General features: G+C 44.5%; 24 protein-coding genes. 12 read left to right on the top strand and 12 right to left on the bottom strand.

Annotated features, from left to right (window positions below; all coding sequences use genetic code 11):
• The first annotated feature begins 207 nt into the window (after window positions 1-207).
• The 4 genes from coxB to R7Z10_RS00120 are packed head-to-tail and all read left to right on the top strand — an operon-like array spanning window position 208 to window position 4,495.
• Window positions 208-1,371 carry a cytochrome c oxidase subunit II gene (coxB, locus tag R7Z10_RS00135; RefSeq protein WP_005385208.1) on the top strand — a complete coding sequence of 388 codons (1,164 nt, stop codon included), beginning with the start codon at window positions 208-210 and terminating at the stop codon, window positions 1,369-1,371.
• Entirely contained in the window at window positions 1,368-2,999 is a 1,632-nt protein-coding gene (ctaD, locus tag R7Z10_RS00130; RefSeq protein WP_005375510.1) for a cytochrome c oxidase subunit I, read from the top strand. The genes coxB and ctaD overlap by 4 nt, the downstream gene beginning before the upstream one ends.
• Window positions 3,000-3,019: 20 nt before the next feature.
• Window positions 3,020-3,559 (top strand): cytochrome c oxidase assembly protein, encoded by a 540-nt coding sequence (locus R7Z10_RS00125; protein WP_318103600.1) that lies wholly within the window; start codon window positions 3,020-3,022, stop codon window positions 3,557-3,559.
• A 51-nt stretch (window positions 3,560-3,610) separates the two neighbouring features.
• Window positions 3,611-4,495, top strand: a complete 885-nt coding sequence (locus R7Z10_RS00120; protein WP_005385214.1) for a cytochrome c oxidase subunit 3 — start codon at window positions 3,611-3,613, stop codon at window positions 4,493-4,495.
• A gap of 24 nt (window positions 4,496-4,519) precedes the next feature.
• On the opposite strand, the gene R7Z10_RS00115 is transcribed toward R7Z10_RS00120, so the two are convergent.
• Complete coding sequence (locus tag R7Z10_RS00115) at window positions 4,520-4,756, bottom strand: DUF2909 domain-containing protein (RefSeq protein WP_005375504.1); 237 nt, start codon at window positions 4,754-4,756, stop codon at window positions 4,520-4,522.
• Between R7Z10_RS00115 and R7Z10_RS00110 the strand changes: the two genes are divergently transcribed.
• From R7Z10_RS00110 to cyoE, 4 genes are read left to right on the top strand one after another with little or no spacing between them, the layout of a single operon-like run.
• Window positions 4,755-5,540 (top strand): SURF1 family protein, encoded by a 786-nt coding sequence (locus R7Z10_RS00110; RefSeq protein WP_053303768.1) that lies wholly within the window; start codon window positions 4,755-4,757, stop codon window positions 5,538-5,540. The genes R7Z10_RS00115 and R7Z10_RS00110 overlap by 2 nt on opposite strands.
• Window positions 5,537-6,073, top strand: coding sequence for a hypothetical protein (locus R7Z10_RS00105; RefSeq protein WP_053350483.1), 537 nt, complete (start codon window positions 5,537-5,539; stop codon window positions 6,071-6,073). The genes R7Z10_RS00110 and R7Z10_RS00105 overlap by 4 nt, the downstream gene beginning before the upstream one ends.
• An 11-nt stretch (window positions 6,074-6,084) precedes the next feature.
• On the top strand, window positions 6,085-7,104 hold the full coding sequence (locus tag R7Z10_RS00100; protein WP_017635865.1) for a heme A synthase: 1,020 nt from the start codon (window positions 6,085-6,087) through the stop codon (window positions 7,102-7,104).
• A complete protein-coding gene (gene cyoE, locus R7Z10_RS00095) occupies window positions 7,097-7,996 on the top strand; it encodes a heme o synthase (protein ID WP_042521489.1) in 900 nt (299 codons plus the stop codon). The genes R7Z10_RS00100 and cyoE overlap by 8 nt, the downstream gene beginning before the upstream one ends.
• Window positions 7,997-8,078: 82 nt before the next feature.
• On the opposite strand, the gene R7Z10_RS00090 is transcribed toward cyoE, so the two are convergent.
• Window positions 8,079-8,552, bottom strand: a complete 474-nt coding sequence (locus R7Z10_RS00090; protein ID WP_005375638.1) for an FKBP-type peptidyl-prolyl cis-trans isomerase — start codon at window positions 8,550-8,552, stop codon at window positions 8,079-8,081.
• A gap of 13 nt (window positions 8,553-8,565) precedes the next feature.
• Window positions 8,566-9,198 (bottom strand): thiol:disulfide interchange protein DsbA/DsbL, encoded by a 633-nt coding sequence (locus tag R7Z10_RS00085; RefSeq protein WP_042521488.1) that lies wholly within the window; start codon window positions 9,196-9,198, stop codon window positions 8,566-8,568.
• 282 nt (window positions 9,199-9,480) lie between these two features.
• Here R7Z10_RS00085 and R7Z10_RS00080 point away from each other — a divergent pair, with 282 nt between their 5' ends.
• Window positions 9,481-10,107 (top strand): OmpA family protein, encoded by a 627-nt coding sequence (locus tag R7Z10_RS00080; protein WP_025768460.1) that lies wholly within the window; start codon window positions 9,481-9,483, stop codon window positions 10,105-10,107.
• 191 nt (window positions 10,108-10,298) lie between these two features.
• Here R7Z10_RS00080 and R7Z10_RS00075 read toward each other — a convergent pair whose 3' ends face one another.
• The 4 genes from R7Z10_RS00075 to R7Z10_RS00060 form a co-directional block, all read right to left on the bottom strand.
• The gene (locus R7Z10_RS00075) at window positions 10,299-10,658 is read right to left on the bottom strand and encodes a glutaredoxin (RefSeq protein ID WP_005375631.1); all 360 of its coding nucleotides are present in this window, start codon (window positions 10,656-10,658) and stop codon (window positions 10,299-10,301) included.
• Between the two features lie 111 nt (window positions 10,659-10,769).
• The gene (locus R7Z10_RS00070; RefSeq protein ID WP_053303766.1) at window positions 10,770-11,312 is read right to left on the bottom strand and encodes a hypothetical protein; all 543 of its coding nucleotides are present in this window, start codon (window positions 11,310-11,312) and stop codon (window positions 10,770-10,772) included.
• A complete protein-coding gene (locus R7Z10_RS00065) occupies window positions 11,299-11,844 on the bottom strand; it encodes a YaeQ family protein (RefSeq protein ID WP_005375627.1) in 546 nt (181 codons plus the stop codon). The genes R7Z10_RS00070 and R7Z10_RS00065 overlap by 14 nt, the downstream gene beginning before the upstream one ends.
• Before the next feature lie 89 nt (window positions 11,845-11,933).
• Window positions 11,934-12,143: a cold-shock protein gene (locus R7Z10_RS00060; RefSeq protein WP_005375625.1), complete on the bottom strand. Its 210-nt coding sequence runs from the start codon at window positions 12,141-12,143 to the stop codon at window positions 11,934-11,936.
• Between the two features lie 365 nt (window positions 12,144-12,508).
• Between R7Z10_RS00060 and R7Z10_RS00055 the strand changes: the two genes are divergently transcribed.
• The 3 genes from R7Z10_RS00055 (at window position 12,509) to R7Z10_RS00045 (ending at window position 15,665) form a co-directional block, all read left to right on the top strand.
• A complete protein-coding gene (locus R7Z10_RS00055; protein ID WP_042521482.1) occupies window positions 12,509-12,805 on the top strand; it encodes an alternative ribosome-rescue factor A in 297 nt (98 codons plus the stop codon).
• 193 nt (window positions 12,806-12,998) lie between these two features.
• Window positions 12,999-14,441, top strand: a complete 1,443-nt coding sequence (locus R7Z10_RS00050) for a diguanylate cyclase (protein ID WP_042521481.1) — start codon at window positions 12,999-13,001, stop codon at window positions 14,439-14,441.
• A gap of 333 nt (window positions 14,442-14,774) precedes the next feature.
• Complete coding sequence (locus R7Z10_RS00045) at window positions 14,775-15,665, top strand: RNA polymerase sigma factor RpoD/SigA (protein ID WP_017635872.1); 891 nt, start codon at window positions 14,775-14,777, stop codon at window positions 15,663-15,665.
• Between the two features lie 26 nt (window positions 15,666-15,691).
• Here the strand turns inward: R7Z10_RS00045 and R7Z10_RS00040 are convergent, their stop codons facing one another.
• The 5 genes from R7Z10_RS00040 to R7Z10_RS00020 form a co-directional block, all read right to left on the bottom strand.
• Window positions 15,692-16,066, bottom strand: coding sequence for a hypothetical protein (locus R7Z10_RS00040; protein WP_025768457.1), 375 nt, complete (start codon window positions 16,064-16,066; stop codon window positions 15,692-15,694).
• A 105-nt stretch (window positions 16,067-16,171) separates the two neighbouring features.
• Complete coding sequence (locus R7Z10_RS00035) at window positions 16,172-18,310, bottom strand: ATP-binding cassette domain-containing protein (RefSeq protein ID WP_053303764.1); 2,139 nt, start codon at window positions 18,308-18,310, stop codon at window positions 16,172-16,174.
• The gene (locus R7Z10_RS00030; RefSeq protein WP_053303763.1) at window positions 18,307-19,893 is read right to left on the bottom strand and encodes an ATP-binding cassette domain-containing protein; all 1,587 of its coding nucleotides are present in this window, start codon (window positions 19,891-19,893) and stop codon (window positions 18,307-18,309) included. Before R7Z10_RS00030 ends, R7Z10_RS00035 begins: the two co-directional genes overlap by 4 nt.
• A complete protein-coding gene (locus R7Z10_RS00025; RefSeq protein WP_017821589.1) occupies window positions 19,883-21,307 on the bottom strand; it encodes a TolC family protein in 1,425 nt (474 codons plus the stop codon). The genes R7Z10_RS00030 and R7Z10_RS00025 overlap by 11 nt, the downstream gene beginning before the upstream one ends.
• On the bottom strand, window positions 21,282-23,513 hold the full coding sequence (locus R7Z10_RS00020) for a response regulator (protein WP_053303762.1): 2,232 nt from the start codon (window positions 23,511-23,513) through the stop codon (window positions 21,282-21,284). The genes R7Z10_RS00025 and R7Z10_RS00020 overlap by 26 nt, the downstream gene beginning before the upstream one ends.
• Between the last annotated feature and the right edge of the window lies 1 nt (window position 23,514).

Below are 23,514 nucleotides of genomic sequence, written 5' to 3'. Positions count from 1 at the left end.
AACCGAATTAATTTTTCTTATCCGAACAAAATTTAATCATATTTAATTTCTTGAAGAACCTTGGAACTATAACTAGCCTTTTAACATAAATATAACAAACCGTGTCGAAATCGTAGTTTTTGTGATTTTTCGTAAAGTTGTTTGATATTTGCATCGGGACGCAAGGAAGCTCGCGTAGGCGCAGCGGCTGAGCAGAGGAGAGATCTTTTGAAAAGATTAACGACTACTCTAGCCTTATCACTGAATGTGATTTTAATCACATTTTCCTCTTTTGGTTGGTCAAAGGAAAATGACTACAACATGACAAAAGGGGTCACAGAGATAAGTGGGCAAGTGTATGAATTACATATGCTGATTTTCTATATCTGCTGTGTAATTGCTTTGATTGTTTTTGGTGTGATGTTCTATTCCATCTTCCGTCATCGCAAGTCAAAAGGAGCAGTTGCCGCACATTTCCATGAAAGTACAAAAGTGGAAATTATTTGGACGGTCATACCCATCATCATTCTTGTCGCTATGGCGATTCCCGCAACAAAAACTCTAGTAGCAATGGAAGATACAAGCCAATCGGATATCACGGTCAAGATCACAGGCTCGCAATGGAAATGGCATTACAGCTATTTTGGCGAAGATGTTGAGTTTTTTAGTTTGCTTGCCACCAGCCAAAAACAAATTGATGGAATCGAAGCTAAAGGCGCACATTACTTACTGGAAGTAGACAACCCTTTGGTGTTGCCTGTGAATCGCAAAGTGCGTTTTTTGATGACTTCTGATGATGTCATTCACTCTTGGTGGGTACCGGACTTTGCCGTCAAGAAAGACACCATTCCAGGTTTTATTAATGAAGCATGGACAAGAATTGATGAGCCAGGCGTATATCGCGGTCAGTGTGCGGAGCTATGTGGTCGTGCACATGGATTTATGCCAGTGGTGGTGCATGCGATGGAAGAAGAAAAGTTCGATGAATGGCTAGCGAGTAAGAAAGAAGAACTCGCACTTCAAAAAGCGGCGGCACAAGAAGCGCTCTCTCAAGACTTATCTATGGACGAATTGATGTCGCAAGGCGAATCGATATACACGGCGCGTTGCGCTGTGTGTCATCAGGCAAATGGTGAGGGGATTCCGGGTGCATTTCCCGCGATTAAAGGCAGTCCTATTGCAACCGGAGATGTTACTGAGCACATAGATATTATTGTCAACGGTCGACCGGGCACCGCAATGCAGGCTTTTTCTAATCAGTTAAGTGACAAAGAAATTGGCGCGGTTATCACATATCAACGAAATGCATGGGGCAACGATACTGGCGATACAGTGCAAGCATCCGATGTGAATGCCTTTAAGGCACAAGGCAGTGCTAAGGAGGAAATATGAGTAAGCCAATAGATAAGGCAGTGAAGTCTGCGCCAGCAGAAGCCAGTGCGAACAGTACCATTGCGATTGATGATGGTCACGAGCATCATGCACCCCAGGGCATCACTCGTTGGTTGTATTCTACAAGCCATAAAGACATAGGCACCCTCTACCTTTGGTTTAGCTTTGCGATGTTTCTAACAGGTGGTGCGATGGCTATGATCATTCGTGCCGAACTGTTCCAGCCAGGGCTACAGCTAGTCGATCCGCAGTTTTTTAATCAAATGACCACGGTACACGGTTTAGTGATGGTATTTGGTGCGGTGATGCCAGCATTTACGGGTCTTGCTAACTGGATGATCCCGATGATGATCGGCGCTCCTGATATGGCGCTGCCGCGCATGAACAACTTGAGCTTTTGGATCTTACCTTTTGCATTTCTTATTTTGTTGAGCTCGTTGTTTTTACCTGGCGGCGGTCCTGATTTTGGTTGGACGTTTTATGCTCCGCTGTCCACGACTTATGGACCAGATAGCACTGCGCTGTTTGTATTCTCTGTGCATATCATGGGTATCAGCTCCATTATGGGCGCGATCAACGTTATCGTGACGATCGTAAATATGCGAGCTCCGGGAATGACTTGGTTCAAGTTACCAATGTTTGTTTGGACTTGGTTAATTACCGCTTTCTTGTTGATCGCGGTTATGCCGGTACTAGCGGGGGCAGTGACCATGGTTCTTACTGACAAATATTTCGGGACTAGCTTCTTTGACGCAGCTGGTGGTGGTGACCCGGTAATGTTCCAACACATCTTTTGGTTCTTTGGTCACCCAGAAGTGTACATCATGATTTTACCGTCGTTTGGAATCATTTCCGCCATTCTGCCTGCTTTCAGTGGTAAGAAGCTGTTTGGTTATCATTCGATGGTTTACGCGACGTGCAGCATTGCATTGTTATCTTTCCTTGTGTGGGCGCACCACATGTTTACCACGGGGATGCCAGTTTTTGCTGAGCTCTTCTTCATGTATTGCACTATGCTGATTGCGGTACCAACGGGGGTTAAAGTCTTTAACTGGGTTGCCACCATGTGGCGTGGAGCTCTGACATTTGAAACGCCAATGTTGTTTGCCATTGCCTTTATTGTGCTTTTTACTATTGGCGGCTTCTCGGGACTGATGTTGGCGATTGTGCCGGCGGATTTCCAATATCATGACACTTACTTCGTGGTTGCCCATTTCCATTATGTGTTGGTATCTGGTGCGGTATTCTCGATCATGGCAGCAGCATACTACTGGCTACCTAAGTGGACGGGCAATATGTACGACCACAAGCTGAGTTTATGGCATTTCTGGTGCTCAATTATTTCCGTCAATGTCCTGTTTTTCCCAATGCACTTCCTAGGCTTAGCAGGCATGCCAAGGCGCATACCGGATTACGCCATTCAGTTTGCTGATGTTAATCAAATAGTATCAATTGGTGGGTTTGCATTTGGGTTGTCACAACTGATCTTCTTATGGTTGGTGATCAAGTGTATTCGTGGCGGGGAGAAGGCTTCTGCAAAACCGTGGGAACGTGCGGAAGGCTTAGAGTGGACAGTGCCAAGCCCTGCGCCGCATCATACGTTTACTACACCGCCTAAGATTGACTAGCAAAGAGTGGGGTGAGTGACATGAAACCGAATCCATCAAACAAGAAGCTCACAGTGAAGTTGCTTTTGGCGACCCTGTTAATGTTTGGCTTCGGCTATGCACTGGTCCCACTTTATGACGTGATGTGCGACGCACTGGGAATCAATGGAAAGACAAGTGAAGTAGCCGCCATTCAACCGACAGGTATGCAACCGGACATGAGCAGAACTGTTCGCGTGGAGTTTATGGCGCATGTCAGCCCAGCTATGCCTTGGGAGTTTAGACCCAAAGTGATTTCGATGGATGTTCACCCAGGTGAAGTCGTACAAACCGAATACCTTGCATTTAATGAAAGCGGGCAGAAGTTGGTGGGGCAAGCCGTTCCTTCTGTTTCTCCCGGGACTGGAGCTGCTTACTTCAATAAGATTGAGTGTTTTTGCTTTAACCAGCAGCCTCTGGATGGTAAACAGCAAGCTCAAATGCCGTTGATTTTTTATATCGAACCGGACTTGCCGGAGTCTATACACACGTTAACGCTGTCTTACACACTCTATAAACTTCCCCCTCCTACAGGCTCTTAGCCACTCAGGGAGAGAGATACAGACCAAGGTTGGTCAGTAAGGAGAGAAATTATGAGTAACAAGCCAGGAACATATTATGTTCCCGCTCAAAGTAGCTGGCCGATCATCGGTGCATTTGCTCTGTTTTTGGTTGCTGTTGGCGCAGGCATGACCGTCCAGGGGACACAAAGTGACGGTGCAGTGGGAACCATTGGTGGCATTGTGCTAGCGGTGGGCTTCTTGTTCTTGCTTTACATGTTGGCGGGTTGGTTTAGTAATGTGATTACTGAATCACTGAGTGGAAAATACAGCTCGCAAATTACTCGTTCTTTTCGCCAAGGAATGAGCTGGTTTATCTTTTCTGAAGTGATGTTTTTTGGTGCCTTTTTTGGTGCCTTGTTCTACGCCAGAATGATTTCTGTGCCTTGGTTAGGTGGGGCAGATAATAACTTCATGACTAACGAAGTCCTGTGGCCAACCTTCGAAGCGATGTGGCCACTCACACTGACACCGGGGGGAGAAACAACACAAGCTATGCCGTGGCAGGGCATACCCCTTACCAATACTATCTTGCTGCTATTGTCGTCTATTACGCTACATATGGCGCATATAAGCCTTGAACAAGACAAAAGAACGGCACTGATTGTTTGGTTAGAGATAACCATCGTACTTGCTGGCTTTTTCCTATATTACCAAGCGGTTGAGTATGTTCATGCTTATCAAGACATAGGGCTCACGTTGCAGTCCGGTATTTACGGTAACACGTTCTTCATGTTGACGGGGTTCCACGGTTTACACGTTTGTCTTGGGACTATCTTCTTGATCGTGCTGCTGTTCAGAATCGCTAAAGATCACTTTTCGCCAAAGAACCATTTTGCCTTTCAAGCGGGCAGCTGGTATTGGCATTTCGTGGATGTGGTTTGGTTATGTCTGTTTGTGTTTGTTTACGTACTTTAGGCGCACTGTGAACTCTTGGTTCGACTAATAAGGGCGAGGGTTTGGTGCTAGCCAACCCGAGCTGAGCGCAATAAGCAAAAGGACGACCACCAAAGCGGAGAACATGACTCGACGGCCTAAGTAATGACTCATGGGTTTGTCTCTTTTTTCAGGATTATCTGGGTCTTCACGAACCATTTCGATAAGCGCTTTTGCGAGGTTGAAGATAATGAAAAGCAGCAAAAGGACAAGCGTCAGTTTGAATAGAAATACGGTGGACATGGCACCTCCGGTTTCATCATTGTTGTTATCAAGACAATTATGGCTATCGAAACGGTTTTGGGTTGCAGTTGGTTTAACTGTGGTTGTGTTTTCTCTTTTGGTCAAACTGGGTTTTTGGCAGTTTGAGAGAGGGCAAGAAAAACAAGCATTGGAACAAGCCATTCTCGCGCGTGCGGATAGTGCGTACCAAGCACTAAGCGTCGTTCTTGAAGACAACGACTGGCGAGAGGAAAGTATCCTCGGGAAAAAAGTGGAAGTTAATGTTGTTCCTCAGGCGTTTCCCGTAATTTTGTTAGACAACCAAACGCATAAAGGCAGTGTGGGATATTTAGCATTTCAGATTGTATTGACGAGCGATGAGCCTAGTGCCTATGCGTTATTGGAGCTTGGTTTTGTCGAGGGAAGAGCAGAACGCTCAGTGTTACCAACGGTCACCAAACTCGATAATTCGACTTTCATCACAGGACGCCTGTACCGAAAATCTACTAATCCACTGAGTTCAGAGTTAATGCCGGAAGTTGGCGATGTTATTCGCGTGCAAAACCTAAACATCGCGCAATTGAATCAGCTACTGAATATTGAACTTATGCCCGCAGTCTTGCAGCCAGACAATTTAACTCGTTGGCCCTATGACTTTCCTTGGAATCCATTGCCACTCAATAGTGCCAAACATTTTGGCTACTCGATTCAATGGTTTTCGATGGCAGGTGTTTTCTTATTACTGACTTTAATTGTTTTTGTTCGTTGGCAAAAAAAAGTTGCGTCACATGGAGGTGAAGCATGACATCTAAAGTAACCAAAGGACGACTAATGTTGATTGCGCTGGTTTGTACGTTCGCGCTTCCCGCTGTCATTGCAAAAGTCATTCTCACACAAGGGTGGTATCAAAGCGGAGTGACCAATAGAGGCGAGTTAGTCGAACCATACACGACGTTAGAGCAACTTGGTCAAGAGTCACCTCTCAAAGACCATGGTTGGCAACTCGCTTATGTATTGCCTAACGAATGCACTGAAGAGTGTAAACAGCAGCTTTACCTGCTTCAGCAAAGCCATGTTGCTTTAGGTAAGTATCAAGAGCGAGTAGTGCCAGTCGTTTGGCAGACTGAGCATTCAGATCCCATGGAAGTATCGATGTTAGCGATGCAAATGAATGAATTGGTTACCTCTAAAGTGAAACCTGGGCAAATGTTGATCGTTGATCCTCTTGGGCAGCTGGTGATGTCTTACTCGCCGAAACCAAATGAGGACTTAGTCCTATTGAATAAAGGTATGTTGGCGGACTTACGCAAGCTCTTAAAACTGTCACGAGTCGGTTAGAGGAAGTGCATATGAAATTAATTCAGTTGGTGAGATTCAGTTTGCTCCTAACTCTCGTGGTGATCATGTTAGGGGCATATACTCGCCTTTCAGATGCAGGGTTAGGTTGCCCGGACTGGCCTGGTTGTTATGGGCACTTTTCTGTGCCGCATCAAGAAGAAGACGTCATACGTGCTAACCTGAACTTCCCCGAGCGGGCAGTAGAGCATGAGAAAGCATGGCTTGAGATGATTCATCGCTATTTTGCAGGAACGTTAGGTTTAGTCATTTTTGCGATGGCAGCGATATCAGTAAGGTCTGAGCGTGTAAATTCAACCATTCCGATGTTGCTAAGCGTATTGGTGATTGGGCAGGCACTTTTGGGAATGTGGACAGTTACTCTTAAATTAATGCCCGTCATCGTGATGCTTCACTTGCTCGGTGGTTTTGTTTTATTGGCGTTACAGGCGATTTTTTACTGCCAATTAAAAGCGCAAAACAATCTCTATTTCTCTCCATCTTCTAGCTCTCTGAGAGGCTTTTCATTGTTGGTTTTCCTGGTTGTTTTGGTGCAAGTGCTCCTTGGAGGATGGACTTCGTCAAATTATGCTGCGCTGATGTGTACCACACTGCCGATTTGTGAGGGAGACTGGATGAGCCATCTCTCATGGAAAGAAGCGTTTTCTTTCTGGCAAACTGGATTCGAGAATTATGAATTTGGTGTCTTGGAGTATCCGGCAAGAATGACTATACACGTCACTCATCGTATAGGCGCTATTGTTACCGCCACCGTGGTATTGGCTTATAGTATTGGGCTTATGAGGCAAGATTCTCATCATTCACAGAGAATTGGAGGGTGGTTGTTATTCACTCTGGTGTGCCAAATTATGCTGGGTGTAAGCAACGTAGTATTTCAACTTCCTATCTATGTCGCGGTGGCGCACAACCTTGGTGCCGCTGTTATGTTGAGTCTCGTTTGTGTTAGCCAGTTTTACTTGTGGCAGGGTAAAACGGCTTGGAATTACACCGCGAAAGGAGTTCGCTATGAGTAAAGAAATCGCGCTGTCGTTAAATGGGCGAAAGCGACTAAGTTCCGTTTATTTGAAGTTAACGAAACCTAAAGTGGTGGCGTTAATGTTGGTGACGGCAGTAGTAGGTATGAGCTTAGCCCCGGTTGATGATTTCCCCTGGTTGCAGGCGGTAGTTGGCCTAACGGGGATTGGTCTGATGGCAGGGTCTGCGGCAGCGTTTAATCATCTAATTGACCGCCGAATTGATGCGAGAATGGCACGTACACACAAACGACCATTGCCATCGGGTGAGACTAAACCATCATCGGTGATAGCCTTCGCTACAGTTTTAGGTGTCTTAGGGTTTGTACTTCTCTATGCGATAGTCAACCCGCTGACGGCATGGTTGACTTTGATGAGTTTGCTCGGCTATGCGATGGTATACACAATGTACCTCAAACGTGCTACGCCCCAAAATATCGTCATTGCAGGGATTGCCGGTGCGATGCCGCCTCTTCTCGGTTGGACTGCTGTAACAGGGCAATTACATGCGAATGCCTGGCTGCTCGTAATGATCATTTTTATCTGGACGCCACCACATTTTTGGGCTCTGGCTATTCATCGTGTCGAGGATTACCGCAAGGTAGATATTCCCATGCTGCCAGTGACACACGGCATTGAGTACACCAAAACTTCTATTCTGTTGTATACGGTGCTATTGACTTTGGTTTGTGTCCTACCGGTTTTGGTTGGTATGGTCGGCGTGGTGTATCTTTTTGCCTCGCTACTCCTCAATGCTGGCTTTATGTACCATGCATGGAAGCTAAAATATGCACCAGAGCCAAATACCGCGATGGAGACGTTTAAATTCTCTATCTATCATCTTTTGGCGTTGTTCATTGCATTGCTTTCGGATCACTATATTGGTTTTTAACCTTTCTTAAAACAGAAAACGCCGCGTGGTTCGCGGCGTTTTTGGTTTTGATACTTTGGCTTTAAGACAAAGCTTTCTAGATTTATTGAATTTCTAGCAGTTCAACATCAAAGATCAAAACACTTGCTGGTGGAATTGGGCCAGAGCCACTCTTACCATAGCCAAGCGTGCTTGGTACGAAAAGGCGGATTTTCTCACCTTCTACCATGTATTGTAGACCTTCTTGCCAGCCTTTAATGACTTGGTTAAGACCAAATGAAATCGGCTCACCACGATTAACAGAGCTATCGAATACCGTGCCATCAATCAAGGTGCCGTGGTAGTGTACTTTTACTTTACTTGTTGCCGTTGGGTGAACCTCACCTTCGCCTTTTTCAAGAACCATGTATTGAAGGCCACTTTCTGTTGTGATGACGCCTTCTTTTTTCGCATTTTCTAGTAAGAATGCTTGGCCTTTGGCAAAGTTTTCATCTGCTACTTTATGGTTTGTCCAAGTACGGTAAATGAAAAAGCCCGCCAAAATAAAAATAATAAGAGGAAACAAAAATTTAGACACGTAATCTCCTTGTCTATTTAGGTTGTTTTAGCAAAAAGTTGATGGTTTCTGCCATGGCTTCAACGCTGTCATGACCACCAGTAATTACTTGATATTTTCCGTTTACGATAAAGGCTGGAACGGAGTTAATTTGGCCTCGCGTGGTGATCGCTTCTGCCTTAGTGATGTACTCAAACAGCGCTTTTTGCTGTGCTTCATCTAAATGGTAAGGGCTGATAAGGTTGCGAGACTCAAAGGCTTTCTCAACAGCGATTTGGCGTTCCTCAGCCGTTGCATCGGCACCCATTTGCACAGCAGTAAAAAGATCTGCCATAAACGCTTTATCTGGTGTTGATTCAAGCTGCATTACGGCAGTATAAAAGATGATGGCGCTCACTTGTGCACTTTCATTGAACGTTACATGCATTTTTTCAACGCTTTGATCGGTCAATGATTCAATTTGAGGGACAAACTCTTCCATTGAGCGGCAGTGGCCACAAGTTAAAGAGAATGCTTCAGTCAGGGGAGCTAAATCATATTCTTCAAGGGATACTGGCAAAACTTCGTATTGTTTGCCTTGCTGAGGCTGACTCTTGCCGCTATCGCATGCCGACAAAGCCATTACGGCAACAACAACAGCAAAGCCTTTCGATATGGTTTTTAACATAGTAGTGCTCTAAATGAGAAATTTGCGTTAGTTTATCGGTTAACGATAGTGACTAAAACCATTAAATAACAATAAAGTGAGACCATTGGTAACAGACTTAGCCTGACGTATGGGCTGTAAGGGTAGGGTATTTTAGTGTTGCTTTTTATTTGAGAGATGATTTGGCATTGACTCCAGTGGCATGAACGCTGCATAGACAAACCAATCGGTGGACAAAAGCGCTAAAGATTCGGCGTGTTTTGTCGACACAATGAACAAGAGTTTTTCTACGTTGGTAATGGTATGAAGCATTGGTTTTTAATTGTTTGTGGCATTCTGGCCGGGTGCAGTAGCCTCGATCAAGATATGGTCCCAGGTGGGAACATTTTAGATACAGCTCCTAAATCAAACACTGAGCTGAGACACCCAGAATGGGGATACCCGAGCGCATCCAATGTGGCTTCTTCCCCTCGTTCATATCAAACGGCGAGGGCGTCAGTAAAAAAGTCGCAAAACGTGACCTCTCTGGAAATGTTCCTGAGCAGGCATAACATTCCTCACGAGACGCTCAGTGGTGGTCACCTGATGATACGTTTGAAAGAGCAAGTGCATTTTCAAACGGGCTCTGCACGGTTATCTGCTCAATCTCAAGACTGGATTCGAAACATTGGTCACTATCTGGCGGGAAGAACTGATGTTGATGTCGTGATTGATGGTCATGCGGATAGTACGGGAGCTGAAAGTTTCAACGACACGCTATCTGAAAAGCGAGCTCGTGAAGTAGAAAAACAATTATTGGCGACGAGTATTCCACGTCAACGAGTGTTTTCTAGAGGCTTCGGAGAGTATGTACCGAAGTGCAGCAATGCGACAGCGAGTGGTAAAGCTTGCAATCGGCGCGTAGAGCTAACATTGATCGTGGATGAATAACGCAGACGTTGGGTGGTAATCTTCGTTGTGTTGTTCTTGCATACCCGTTATTTGCTTAGTGGAGTTTAAGTTCGGAGTTGAGCAAGAAGACTGAATAAGGAAAGCTCGCACGGCAACATTTAGCTAGAAAAAATAGAAAAGAGGCACCGTTAGGTGCCTCTTTTACATCCGCCAATGTTCATAGGGGGAACTTAGGCAAATTCTTTTTCAACGTAAGCGACGATGTCAGATGACTCGTATAACCACTGTGTTTCGCCATCTTTTTCGATACGAAGGCAAGGGACTTTAACTCGCCCACCACCTTGCTCTAGTTCAGCTCGATGAGTAGGATTATTTTTTGCATCACGTAGCTCAATGTTCACCGATTGACGCTTCATTGCACGGCGGACCTTTACGCAAAAAGGGCAGGCTTCAAATTGGTAAAGTGCGTATTGTTTCGCTTTTTCATCAATACGTTGCTGTTCTTCTGCGGTGCGCTTAATACCACGAGGTGAGAACACCGCGTTCAGCAATAAGATAACCTTGCCTAAAATCCAACGGATAAACTTCATAATGATCCCTTGATGTTCATTGGGTAACTGTCCTTTAAGAATGCAATCATGATGCTTGTTGCACTGAGCGTGAAGTCTATCAGTTGTTTGAAATGGATAAAACCATGTATTTTATGCGGAAAATAGACGTTTAAACCAACCCCAAAAGCCACTTGCTGAAGCCGGACGGGCTTCTTTACCTTGATAAAAACTTTGCATGAGTTCGGTTCTGAATGCATCAACGTCCATGCGTTTTATGACAAGCTCATGCTGCAATGTATTTTGAGTCTGCTCGGCATGATCGTGCGCCAAGCTGAAATCCATATTTAAATAGCCTTGCGTGTATAACCAAAGGTGGGTGACTAAGATTAGGTCTTCAGCAGATTGGTTAGTAAACTTATCCGCGAGCTCATTACCCAAGGAGTCAGTCAGAACTTGCTGCATACGCTGGGTAGAGTGAGCATGTTGCTCGTAGTTAGCACTTGCTTCAATATGTGATTTGGTCAAAAGGCCAAGCAGGTGAAGAGTAGGTGCTGTTGTGGGTTTGTTCTCACAAACTTTTGTAAATAGTTGTGACTGTTCTTTTAACCAACGCCGCTTTGCTGCTTTATGTTCTTTAACAAAGGGGATTTCTTCAAATCCCATCTCTTGACTCAGTTCACTAAGAGACGTCATGGTTTTTTAGTTCCTTCACCGTTACTTCGATATGTTGATCATTGATATCAACAAAAATTGAGCTGCCAGTAATCATAACAGAAAGGCTAGTACCTCGGTCAAGATGCTGACAAATCAAGTCGATAGCGTCATAGTCAAAGCTCTCTACGTTGACGGGAAGCATTGAGAACTTTCCTGACATTTTGTCCCACCAGACAGCCGCTTTGGTGTTATAAGTGTAAACTTTTACATGCTTTGCGAGGCGAGAAGCTTTCTTAATTCTGTCTGGTTCTGGTTCGCCAATTTCAATCCAGTGAGTAATGCTTTGATCATCGCCAACATGCCATAAATCAGGCTCTTCAATCGTAGAGAGTCCTTTTGTAAACTCCAGATTGCTTTGAGCATTTAAACAGTAAGCTAGAATGCGAGCCAACATTCGTTGCGGCTTTTCAGAAGGATGAAGGGCGATAGTTAGATTTTTAGAATCGTAATAGTCATTATTCATATCGGAAATGGCGATACGAAATTTGTAAATGGTTGGTTTAAGAGCCATAGATTTATATCGTTTTGTTGGCAAAATAAGTTTTAGGCAAAAAAATAGCCAGCTTTAAAAGCTGGCTATCGTATCAAATTCTTTAAGAATTAAAGTACTTTGATTTGCTCTGCTTGAGGGCCTTTTTGACCTTGAGAGATAACAAATTCTACTTTCTGGCCTTCAACTAGAGTACGGAAGCCGTCACCAGTGATTGCAGAGAAGTGAGCAAATACGTCAGGACCGTTTTCTTGTTGAATGAAACCGAAGCCTTTAGTTTCGTTGAACCACTTAACTGTGCCAGTAGCTGTGTTAGACATGTCTATTTCCTAAATATCTAAATAATGTAATCTTTCGCCTCAACGGCGCTTATAGCGTGGAAAAATAAATTGCTATTGCGTACCACAGGACGACGGGTTACAAGTAATCCAACGAAATGTGAAAACAAAGAACTTTCTTTCTAGCCGTGTTTGAGTCTAGGTTAATTCCACGAAGAGTCAACATATATTAGTGCTTTATGGACAAATATTTGTATTTAGTCACTATTTAACCAGCATGTTTTTGATTAAATTTCAAATAAATGACGGTGATGTGAAGTTTTTTAGCATAAAATTCAACTAAATCTATAAATTTGACTTATTTATATAATTATTGTCCAATCTGGTTCGACCATTAAGGAGGATTTATGGCAAAGCGTAAAATCAGTCCTCAACCGAGTGGCTCACAACATGAGACCGACTTCGGCAGAGGTGAAATCAAAGACAACGCGTTAAAAGCGGTTGTTACCAGTCAGCTGTTCCAAACACGAGTCGTTAAAGCGAAAAAAGGTAAAGGTAGCTTCAGCCGTAAAATGAAGCATAGAGGCAAAGAGCCCTATTCAAAGTTCTCCCCAAGGTGGATTTTGAATAGGGCTTTTTTGTTGGTACTAGGTATTTGCAAAACTGATGATATTCAATTTTTAGTACCAGATAAGTTTTCCTAATTTATCATGTACTGCTTCAACTGCTTCAACTGCTTCAGCGAACTAGGCGTTGAAAGTACCAATTAAGTACTAAAACTTACTAAGTTAGATTCATATCAATAAGCGTCACTTCCTGTCTTATGCAAGTCTACTATATCTTTAGTCTAATCAAACAGCCGAGATTATGGTTTAAAAAGACTGGTGAGAAGTAGGTATGTCATCGACGAGTTATGGTACTTATGGTTGCAAATGTAAAAAAGCGTGTGCTTCTTTATTACTACTGTGGCTGTCCATTTGTCCGATGGCGCATGCGCACAAATCAGAGTCTCATTCTTTAATTGTTGCTAACTCCAAAGCGTGGAAGCCGCTCTCTTACCTTAGCCCAGATGGTGAACCTAAAGGTATTTTAATCGACTTTTGGAAAGAGTACGCGGCGAACAACCAAATCGACGTTCAGTTTCTCCTTTTGGATTGGGATGCTTCTTTGCAAGCCGTAAAAGAGGGTAAGGCTGACTTTCACGGAGGACTTGTCTACTCGCCCGAAAGAGCGAAGTATATGGACTTTGGCGCAGTCATAATGCCTATCCAAACCAAATTGTACGTAAATAAAGATGTACTTTCGGTTGATATCAGGAGTGTTTTAACTGGCGAAATGACGCTGCCAATTGGCGTTGTTAAAGGAAGTTACGAGTCTGAGTTTGTTCAGACGAATTACCCGAATGCACCTATCGCAGAATACATTAACAATGATTCGATGATACAAGCCGCCGTCGATAAAAAGGTGCTGTACTTCGTTGCAGACCTGCAAGTTGCTAACTTTTATATGGCAACCACGCCGGGAGCGGGTATGTTTGTCCCGACAATTAGCTTATATAGTAAAGATCTTCGGATTGCAGCAGGAATGCACAGTGCAACTTCCATTTTAGAGGTATCACGAGCGTTTGAAAAAGTCATCGATACGGATCGTGAGCGGATCCTCACCCGTTGGAGTGTGGTGAAAACGGTTTATCCACTTTATCTTTTCCCTATTGCTATTTTCATTATGGCGGTCGCAACGCTTTATCATATTTTTGCCCTCAAACGTATGGTTGCTCTTCGGACAAGGCAATTAACGATTGCCAATCAGCAATTGCTGGAGATGACGTTGACGGATTCTCTCACAAAGCTATACAACCGTAGACACCTGATTGAGCAATTGGCGCTACTGAATCATTTGAAGCGAAACTTAACGGTGATGGTGTTTGATATTGATGATTTTAAATCAATCAATGATCGATATGGCCACCTTGCTGGAGACCGAGCAATAGTTGCCATCGCAGAAGCCGCTAAGTCGATGACTGATGACCGAATGACATTGGCGAGAATTGGAGGAGAAGAGTTCGCACTCGTTACGTCGTCTCTGTCAGAGCGAGAAGCGCTCAATTTTGCCAATATGCTTTGTAAAGCCGTTTACGATCAGCCTGTTATACTGGGCGGACAAGCAATTCATTTGAGTATCAGTTTGGGCTGTGCTTACTATCCTGAGTTTACCCACATCGTGAGCTTGCAAGATGCTGACGAGTTGATGTATCAAGGTAAGTCTGAAGGAAAGAATCGTGCAGTTTTCCAAGTTATAACAGACTGTCAGCTTCAACCTGCGCTTCGTCAAGTGAATTAGATCTCGCTAATTCAACTGATACTTCAAACCATCCTCAAGCCTCAAAGTTTTAGTCAGAGTAAGGTGGTAAGCGTTGACGATCACGTTGCGTTGTTTTCTTTGAGGCCAATTTGCGTACAAATACTATCACTTTCATATATATAAACCCCCGCTTGCTCACGTTTTTATCATAGAAGCAGTAATTGTTTTAAAGTGATAAGTGATTTCTTGGTAAAGATCAGAACCCCTGTCTACACTCAGTGTAAAGTAATGCATATAAAGCATGATGCATACAGTGTTGTACAAAAACAATTAAAGAAGATAAGAAATAAGTTGGCTTGAGAAGGACGGGGAATGAACAACGAATGCTTTGCTAGGTTCCGAGCTGTCACGGATGAACTGTCAATGAAAGAATCGTTGTCAGTTGGGAAAGACCCTTATGCTCACTATCTCAAAGATATTGTGGGCATTGATTTGTTGTCTCGTGAAGAGGAGTTGCATTACGCCAAACTTAATCGAGCTGGTGATGAAGAAGCGCGCGAAATGTTGATTGAGTCTAATCTTCGACTTGTTGTGAAAATCGCAAAAGGCTACCTCAAACGGCCAGGCAATAACTTTACTCTGCTCGATTTAATAGAAGAAGGTAATATTGGTTTGATAAAAGCGGTCGATAAGTTCGATCCTGAGCCAGGCTACCGTTTTTCTACTTATGCGGTATGGTGGATTCGCGAGAATATAGAAGCGGCATTAATGAACAATGGCCGCACGGTACGTTTACCTGCTCATGTGTGCAAAGAGATAAATAGCCTGGCTTTAAAAAAGCTCGATGCGTCAAAAAGTGAGAGCAAGGAGTTGTCTATTTCTGAACTCTCACGCTGCTCAGGGGTGAAAGCAGAGCGTATAGATGAACTTGTTGCGCTTAGTGGCTTTATTGATGTATCGACCACTGCGGACCTACATCGCGTTCCATTTGTTCTTGAACTGTGTGAAAGTGAGTATACGCCAGATCCACAACAAGACTGTGAAAATCAGTGCTTTACTCAAGCTATTGAAAATATTATTAAAACCTTGCCAACTAAGTTGCAGAAAGTCTTAATCCATCGATTCGGATTATTTGACCAGAGAGTGAAAACCTTGTCGGAAATAGGCCTGTTGTTAAACGTGTCTAACGAGCGTGTTCGTCAGATGCAGATAGAGGCGGTTGAACGCGTGCAGAAACGTCTCCGATTCGATGGTTGGGTTTAAGATTTTTAGCCCCTTATCCTAGCCGATTAATTTACTGGCTTGCTACTCTGTTCTTCCGTAAGTAACAGCAGCTCAAGCTGTGCTTTAGCTGCTGCCTCCAATCTCCATACACTCAATAATCGGTTAAGTGCTGCGCGATAAGCACGACTTTTGAGTAAAAAAGCGAGCGTACTTGTGTAGTTGTTTACGACTTGCGCTTGTGTCTCGACTAATGCGGTTTTGTTTTCGATGTCGATGTGTTGAAGGTTAAAGTCAGGAAGAAACGCACACTCATACCATACCTCTACAATTTCACGAATTTCGAGTTCTTCTTCAGGCACGTCGAAGTCTTGTAACTGGTAGTTTTCTGGTATCGTTGATAAATAAACCACATCCAATTTGTCTGCAACAAATGTATACATCGGATTCCTTAGTGTACGCGCTTACAGAGTAAATAGTCTCATCGTTTACATTTTTGTCAATGACCGTGCTCAAGTATGAATGATGAACCACACCACATTCCGAACTTAACTTAGACTTTTTAAGTACTTATCGGTTAACCCGAAATATTTCAGGTTGCCATCTGGCTCCAAGACTAAGCTCATGTTGGATGTAGAGATCATGCCCGGATCATTCGTTGAGAAAATAACGGTCTTATTGAGTAGTTTGTCGCTGAATAACCGCTTGAAGTAGTGCGAGTTTTCTTGCTCAGCACCATTAAATGGCTCGTCAATGATAATCAAAGATTGTTCGCAGTTACCTAGCCCTAATGCGAGCCGCAGTCTTTGTTGAATACCATTTGGTAAACTTTTACAGATATCAACGCTCAATTGAGTGTCCAGGCCTTGTGGCAACCATGTATCGAGCTCAAAGAAACTCACCATTTCACGCATTTTTTCTGTTGGGATTAACCCATTATGCAAGATGAAGTTAGTCTCCAAGGAGCCTTCAAAAATATGCAGGTTAAACGGGACGTAGTTAATCGAGGTTCGATAGCGGTAACTGTTGAATTGTTTGATGTTATAACCGTCCACCGAAACTGAGCCTTGATAGCGTTCCTCTAGCCCAGCGATAATAGAAATGAGCGTCGTTTTACCGCAACCTGTTGGTCCACAAATCACAACTTTTGCGCCCGGTGGAATTTTAAAACCAAGATTAGTTAAGCCTGTTGCCGCACCACTATAACGATGGCTCACACCAGAGCCGACGATACTACCTTGAAATAGGCGAATAGGGGGGCTTTTCTCTAACGTTAGCTTATCGTCATTCATCGCCATAAGGTTGTTGATTTGCGCAGAAGACGCCTTAATGGATTGGAACTTAGAAATAGAGTTGTAGATGCCCATAATAGGCCCCAACGCCTTCCAGACTAAAATTACGGTAGCAAGCATTGCACCTGCATCGGAGGTGCCGTCCATCACGCCGATAACGGCCGCGACGATACTTGCGGTACCAATAACCTGAATCAAACTCCCGCCTGCTGCCTGAACCCTGCTATTAGTCACTGAAACATGTTCTGCATCGTTGGTGCTTTGTAAATGCGATGCGCTAAAGCGGGACTGGATAACACGCAACAATGGCAAGCCTTGGATGGTTTTTATACCACGAAGAATCTCATTCCATTGGTAAGAAACCATGGCGTTGGCGCGAGAGCTCTTGGACGTGGCTTGCGAGTAGATGTAACGAGAATAAACACAGAACACCAACATTAGAATCAACCCCGCCATAACGACTAGCGCCGCGGTACCAGACATAAGAGCAATGGCAATAATGAATACGATAACAAACGGCATGTCGAAGTAGCTTAATGTTGACTCTGCGGTTACCAAACGGCGGAAAGTGTCGATGTCTTTCAAACGTGCTAACTGAGAAGAGACACCAGCGGTAGATGTCATCGAATAAGGAAGCCACAACAGTTTGGATATTACGTTTTGAGAAATATGCACCGCCAAATCCTTCCCTGATGTGGCGATGATGTTGACCCGCATTTTCTTGAAAAAGTATTCCGAAAACCCAACAATCACGGCAAACAACGTGAGCCAATAGAGCGTGGCTTGCGAGCTAGACGTCAAGGCGAAGTTGTACACACTCATAATAAAAAAGGGCTGGAGTGCGCCGAGAATACTGACCACGAAGCTGAGGATAATCAGGCTCTTGAGTTCATTGTTGTAGCGATAAAACGCGTATTTAATCCAGTTACTGCGGTCTTGAGATTCAGGTGGCGGCTCTCGGAACAAGCGCGAGTATTCGCTGATCGAGACCAACAAACATGGCTTCTTGCAGAGCGGGTATTCAATGGTGTTGTTATTGGTGTAATCAAACAGGATCAGTTTGCCGTCTTTGGTGCCCAAGAAAATCGCAGTGAGGTTTTCGATCTCGATAAAACAAGGATGAGGGTGCCCCTCGATGTGTTCCAACGTTTTTAATTTGGTGACGTCACAACGGTAACCAAGGCGTTCAATCGTGGCAACAAAACTGTCGCTGTCTTTTGGTTTAGGGATAAAAGCGTCACTGAGGATAGAAGGTGTGCCTTCCCATTCAAGCGCAATGAGGGTGTAAGCTAAACCACGAATCAAAGGTGACTGATTGTATCGCTCGTCATAACTGCGAGCCTCAAAGTCCAACAAGCGCTGAGGGACATTATTAAAATCAACCAAAATACTCATTGGTCACCTCCGGTAAGTTTGACGCGTTTGAGGCGATGATTGAGCTTGTCCATCTTATTGCTGACGATGATGAGTATTTTGTCGTTGGCGCGATAGGCAGTACTGGTCAAAACCAATCGAGCAAAGTCGTCATCATAAACACAGTCGATGTCGTCGAAGATCAACACACGTTTGTTCGCGAGTAAGGCACGCACCAACAACAGGGCATAAGCGACTTGGCGAGAGAATGGGTTGCGTAAATGTCCTTTAAGCTCGGTGTAAAAACCAGCGGGAAGGGCATCGATTTGTGCTTTGATGTTCATGGTTTCGCAAAGCGCAAATGCCGTGTTATTTAAGCTTGGGCGGAAACAAGTCAAGTTGTCGATGATGGTGCCTTCGACGAACGAACTGGTTTTGTCGACCATGAGCACGCTATTACGCCAGACGTTGTAGTTGACGTCATCGAGTGGTGTCTCGTTGATCTTAATGTCCAGTTTGTTGTCGGTGTTTTGCCGCGTAATGCAATTGGCAAGATGGGTTTTGCCTGCGCCGCTTTTCCCCGTCAGCAAGTAAGCCTGACCACGTTCAAACTCGATGCGTTGCTTTTCCGAATACTTCACCGAGATGCGCTCGACTTCTGTCGTATCATTTTGTTGTTCTACAGATGCCGCAAGCTCAAGCAGCTCGGCGATACGTTGAATATGAAGCTTGTTCAACTCCCATCGACTCACCGTGCGCATTACTTGCTGGTATGGCGCGAAGTAGCGGTTGGTAAGCATGATGATGGCAGCCATGATGCCTTGGCTCGATTGCATGTTGATAACTGCCGTTGCCAAAACTACCACCACACAAGCAATGGAGAGCTGTTGTATGAGCGACAAGATAAGGCTGAAGTTCGATTCAATTTGCTCGTATTTGATGTTCTCGACTTCACGCTCTTCCACCATTTGTGTCATGAGGCTCTCAACGCGATATTCCATATTGCGCGCTTTGATATCGAGTGGGCTAGAGATGATCTCGATGATTTTAGAAGTAGTTAAGCCTTCGATGTCGGATTTGTTTTCTAAGCTGTTGATTTTCTGCTTAGATAGGCTCAGTGCGAACACCGCCAAAATGATGGAGGCGAGCAAGATGGTCACTCCCGCCCAAATGTTGATCACACCGATAATCAGAATGGTCAGTATGCTGACGGCAAGGTTGATCAATGCCCGTACAGATTCTCCGCCAAAGAAGGATTTAATCTCGGGAATGGTGGCAATACGCTCTAAGTATTCACCGGGTTCTAGGCGACGAAACTTCGATATCTCAGCCAAACAGATGGATTGAAACACTTTGTTGGTTAAGTTGGTTTCGAATTGCTTCATGATCACCGACGAAATCTTCTCTTCCTGATTCTTTAAGTGATAGTCGAGGAAGATGGTGATCAAGATAATGGCAAACAGAAGAAACAGCGTGTCTTTAGCTTGGTTAGGTAAAACACGGTCAAAGATAATCAGAATCGAAAAGGGCAACACTAAACCAAACAGTGTTGAGATGACCGTTGAGAAAGTCAGATAACACTTGTCAGCAAAGTTAATCTTCTGGGAAAAATGCTCAGTTTGCATTGCGACCTCCTTTCTTAATCGATGGTTTGGAGAGAAGGTGTTTTGGAACTAAGTCTTGATTGCTTCTGCCTTCGATATCGCTCATCAACTGCATGATGCTTTCGATGGATTGCACCGACAGCATGCCTTTGATTTGCTCAAGATTGATCGATTCAATGATGTAGTCATAACGCGCGCTCTCGTAATCACGTAGCGCGCTAAACAGTTTACTTTCTGCTGCCAGTAAGTCGGTAATGGTTCGCGTACCAAGCTGGTAAGCGCGCTGAATGCCTTTGTAGGAGGCGTAGTTAGCTCGGATGATATTCTCGTAACTGCTAATAGCGCGGGAGAAGTCATTAATGTTGAGTACCGAGGTGTTAACGCTATTGCGCGTCGTGAACAATGAATCTTGGTACAGTAGCTCGGTTCGCTCGATGGCAGTCGACGATTTTTGATAACCGTAGTAATCCGAACCGCCGGAGAAAATCGGCACATTCAAGTTCAAACCGACGCTGGTGGAGTTACTGTCCCCTGTTGCGGTGGGGTCGGTTCGGTCATAGTTGTTCGCATCGTCATAACGGTAACTGGCAGAGAGTGACACGGTCGGCACAAAGTTTGAACCGCTTTCTTTCAACCCTCTTCGGCTGCGTTCTACGGTTTTCTTCGCAACCAATAAATCGTTATTGAGCTTCAAAGCTTGTTCAAGAATCGCGCGTTGTTCGGATTCGCTGATTTCCGCCAAGGGCACGCTTTCGTAGATGTCCTGCGATGGGGTGACTGGATATTGAACTTGAATCTCTAAACCGTTCAAAATCACACGTCGATCTTTCTCTAAGGTTCTTAAGCGGTTGGCAATGCCTTCTTTCTGAGCAATTACCTCATACAACTCGCTCGCCGCAGTGTTGCCAAGCTCCACGTTGCGACGCATTTGGCGCTCACGTGTTTCAGACGATTTAAGCTCGACTTTGGTGGCTTTGATTTGCGCGTTGTTTTTCAGGTACTCGAAATATTGCGTCGCGATTTCAGAAATGGTGCTCTGGATTTTGTTCTCGTGTTTGATTTCTTCAATGTTGAAATCAAGTTTCGCGGTGCCGTATTTGAAGATGTCGCCAAGGTTAAACACTGATTGAGATAAAGACACGCTGTAGCTGTTTGAGTTGTAGCTAGAACGCGTATCCGGTGTTCCCGTTAATATGGTCTCGTTTTCATTCCATGTGGTATCAGCAGCACCGTTTAAAGAGGGTAGGAACTTAGAGCGGCTAATGTCGATGTTGTATTCGTTTTCTTCCACGCCTTTGTCACTAGCGCGCAGAGATAAGTTGTTTTCCAAGCCGAGTTTGACCGCCTCAAGCAAGGTGGTCGCCATTGCCGAAGGAGCATTGCTCAATGTAAGCGCTGCCAATACGCAGCTAGTTAAGTTTCTGTACCGCCACATACTTGTTGATCACCTTGATGATTTCGTCGTTTTTATAAGGTTTGCTGATCACGTAATCCATTCCAGCTTCGATACAAGCTTGGTGTTCATTACTGCTGGTCAATGCTGTCGCACCTATGATGGTGCAGGGGTTTTGTCCGTTCTCTTGTTCGTATTGTCGAATGCGTTTGGTTGCTTCAATACCGCCCATGCCTGGCATGATGCAGTCCATAAAAATGATATCCGAGCGCTGATTCATGAAGTGCTGAACGGCGTCTGCGCCATCGCCAACGGTATCGGCTTCGTATTCTTGCTTGCTCAAAATACGTTTGAGTAGAATCTGTTGAACACGGTCATCCTCAACAATCAGGAATGAGCTGTTCTCCATCTGATCTTCTGAGGCTTCCGCTTCCATGATTGCTAAAAGATTGGGGATGAACTCATACGGAATCGCAGGAGAGTTCAGAATCTTGTCGACAAAGGTATGGCTCTCTTGTGCTTGCTGAGTGCTAGTGACTGAAAGCAGCAATTTAGTATTCGGGTGATTGCGCAGTTGCGATTTCACCGTTTTGCTCAGTGAGGGCAGCTTGTTTGGCTCGAACGTGTCGGTCAGCATGATGGCATCGTATTCGCCAAAGGTTTTTGCCGCAGAGAAGAGTTCGTTCGGCGTTCGAATTGGCGTAATCTCTAAGCCCAAGTTGACTAACATTTTGTTCATCACATCAATGCGCAGCTGAGAGTTGGCACACAGTAATAGGCGCTTATTGTCGAAGCGAGTTTTCTCGGTGTGGAAGCTTTTGGCTTTCAAATCGAGCTGAATTTGAAAACGTTCCTGATTGCCCGATTGATACCAATGGCTCTCGTAATAGCCATAATCTTTCAACACGCTTTTCGCCAAATCGTCTTTGGTTGCAGTGTGCTGTTTATGGTCGCTCCAGTGTAGGGTATTGAGCTTGGCAAGCGGCACATCCAGCGTGGTTAAGAAGTTTAGATTGATGGTCAGGCGGGTATTTTCAATGTCTGACGCCGCACCTGATTCAATGGTGACAAACAGTTTCTTGTCGGCTTTGAGTTGGATGGCATTTGATAGCTGTAGGAACAACACCCAGAATAAGCTGGTGGATTGTCCTTCAACACGGTTTGGTAAGTTATCTGAGATAAAGCAGTCTAGCTCACCTTCATTGCGCTGCACTTTTGAACTGATGTGAATCATCAATTCAGACAGTACATTCAGCAGTGAAAACTCTTTCGATTTGCTCTCGGTCCCTTGTGAAATGAGTCGGTTGTAGTTCTCTGCCAATTCAGACAGGGTATTGGCAGCCGAGGTTATATCTTGCGCCATCAACACTCCGCTCTCATCGGTCTCTTGAACGAGATATTGCACGCCGCCGTTAATGGTGTTGGTGATGCCACGAATCTCGTAACCAATCAGAGCATAGAGCTGCTTGTAGAGATCGTTATTGCGTTTTTGCTCTTCGAGTTTGCTGAAAATCAGTTTTAGGTGTGAGTAGATCTGACGCTGCTTCGGATTGATGCTCACTTCATTCAGCAACTCTTCCAGCCTTTGTAAATCCAGTTGTTTGAGTTCTTGATAAAGCTCATCGAATTCTTGGTCAATGTCACGCTCATTCGAGCTGGATTTTTTCAGTTTAAGGATTGCCACCAAGTTCGATAGCACTGCGATACCAACCAGTACGACAACGACCACAAACAACCAAATGAAGAACTCGTTTTTCTCCATCATTAGGTCGCTCGCATGGTTGTTAAATATGGTCCTGTAGTTGTCGTCCATTTGTAGGTAGTTATTGGTGAGCGAGAGGTACAGTGCCAACACATCGTCGCGTGTTTTTTGGCTGTCTGAGAAGCGATTGATTGCCAGTTCAAGCTGCGTGTATTCGGTCGCGCCCACCAAGCTAAACTCGGTTTTGTTGAGTGACGCGAGCGACTTAAATTGGTCAATTTCGTCTTTCAGAACCTCAAAATCAAGCTCTGTTGTACTGCAATAACGTGCGCTTAAACAGCGTTGAAGCGTTTGAATATCAAACTCGATAGTTTGGTTGAGCTGTTGAGCTTGAACCAAAAGAGGCGCGTTTTGCACTTTCTCGACTGAATCCACTTTTTCCCAAGAGATATACAAATAAAAGGCGAGGGCAGCCAGCATCAAGCTGAAAGCGATGCTTAGGCGCATAACAGGAACGGAAATATTGTAAGAAGGTTTGCTACTCATC

Source organism: Vibrio sp. Vb1018 (assembly GCF_033338775.1).
GTDB classification, from domain to species: Bacteria; Pseudomonadota; Gammaproteobacteria; order Enterobacterales; family Vibrionaceae; genus Vibrio; species Vibrio alginolyticus.
The sequence above is the reverse complement of the archived record's forward strand: the minus strand, read 5'-3'. Positions and strand labels throughout refer to the sequence as shown.

Coding starts and splice junctions, on each gene's coding strand:
- ctaD (WP_005375510.1), top strand. CDS start 1,368: ATGAGTAAGCCAATAGATAAGGCAGTGAAGTCTGCGCCAGCAGAAGCC.
- R7Z10_RS00125 (WP_318103600.1), top strand. CDS start 3,020: ATGAAACCGAATCCATCAAACAAGAAGCTCACAGTGAAGTTGCTTTTG.
- R7Z10_RS00120 (WP_005385214.1), top strand. CDS start 3,611: ATGAGTAACAAGCCAGGAACATATTATGTTCCCGCTCAAAGTAGCTGG.
- R7Z10_RS00110 (WP_053303768.1), top strand. CDS start 4,755: ATGGCACCTCCGGTTTCATCATTGTTGTTATCAAGACAATTATGGCTA.
- R7Z10_RS00115 (WP_005375504.1), bottom strand. CDS start 4,756: ATGTCCACCGTATTTCTATTCAAACTGACGCTTGTCCTTTTGCTGCTT.
- R7Z10_RS00105 (WP_053350483.1), top strand. CDS start 5,537: ATGACATCTAAAGTAACCAAAGGACGACTAATGTTGATTGCGCTGGTT.
- R7Z10_RS00100 (WP_017635865.1), top strand. CDS start 6,085: ATGAAATTAATTCAGTTGGTGAGATTCAGTTTGCTCCTAACTCTCGTG.
- cyoE (WP_042521489.1), top strand. CDS start 7,097: ATGAGTAAAGAAATCGCGCTGTCGTTAAATGGGCGAAAGCGACTAAGT.
- R7Z10_RS00085 (WP_042521488.1), bottom strand. CDS start 9,198: ATGTTAAAAACCATATCGAAAGGCTTTGCTGTTGTTGTTGCCGTAATG.
- R7Z10_RS00080 (WP_025768460.1), top strand. CDS start 9,481: ATGAAGCATTGGTTTTTAATTGTTTGTGGCATTCTGGCCGGGTGCAGT.
- R7Z10_RS00075 (WP_005375631.1), bottom strand. CDS start 10,658: ATGAAGTTTATCCGTTGGATTTTAGGCAAGGTTATCTTATTGCTGAAC.
- R7Z10_RS00070 (WP_053303766.1), bottom strand. CDS start 11,312: ATGACGTCTCTTAGTGAACTGAGTCAAGAGATGGGATTTGAAGAAATC.
- R7Z10_RS00065 (WP_005375627.1), bottom strand. CDS start 11,844: ATGGCTCTTAAACCAACCATTTACAAATTTCGTATCGCCATTTCCGAT.
- R7Z10_RS00060 (WP_005375625.1), bottom strand. CDS start 12,143: ATGTCTAACACAGCTACTGGCACAGTTAAGTGGTTCAACGAAACTAAA.
- R7Z10_RS00055 (WP_042521482.1), top strand. CDS start 12,509: ATGGCAAAGCGTAAAATCAGTCCTCAACCGAGTGGCTCACAACATGAG.
- R7Z10_RS00050 (WP_042521481.1), top strand. CDS start 12,999: ATGTCATCGACGAGTTATGGTACTTATGGTTGCAAATGTAAAAAAGCG.
- R7Z10_RS00045 (WP_017635872.1), top strand. CDS start 14,775: ATGAACAACGAATGCTTTGCTAGGTTCCGAGCTGTCACGGATGAACTG.
- R7Z10_RS00040 (WP_025768457.1), bottom strand. CDS start 16,066: ATGTATACATTTGTTGCAGACAAATTGGATGTGGTTTATTTATCAACG.
- R7Z10_RS00035 (WP_053303764.1), bottom strand. CDS start 18,310: ATGAGTATTTTGGTTGATTTTAATAATGTCCCTCAGCGCTTGTTGGAC.
- R7Z10_RS00030 (WP_053303763.1), bottom strand. CDS start 19,893: ATGCAAACTGAGCATTTTTCCCAGAAGATTAACTTTGCTGACAAGTGT.
- R7Z10_RS00025 (WP_017821589.1), bottom strand. CDS start 21,307: ATGTGGCGGTACAGAAACTTAACTAGCTGCGTATTGGCAGCGCTTACA.
- R7Z10_RS00020 (WP_053303762.1), bottom strand. CDS start 23,513: ATGAGTAGCAAACCTTCTTACAATATTTCCGTTCCTGTTATGCGCCTA.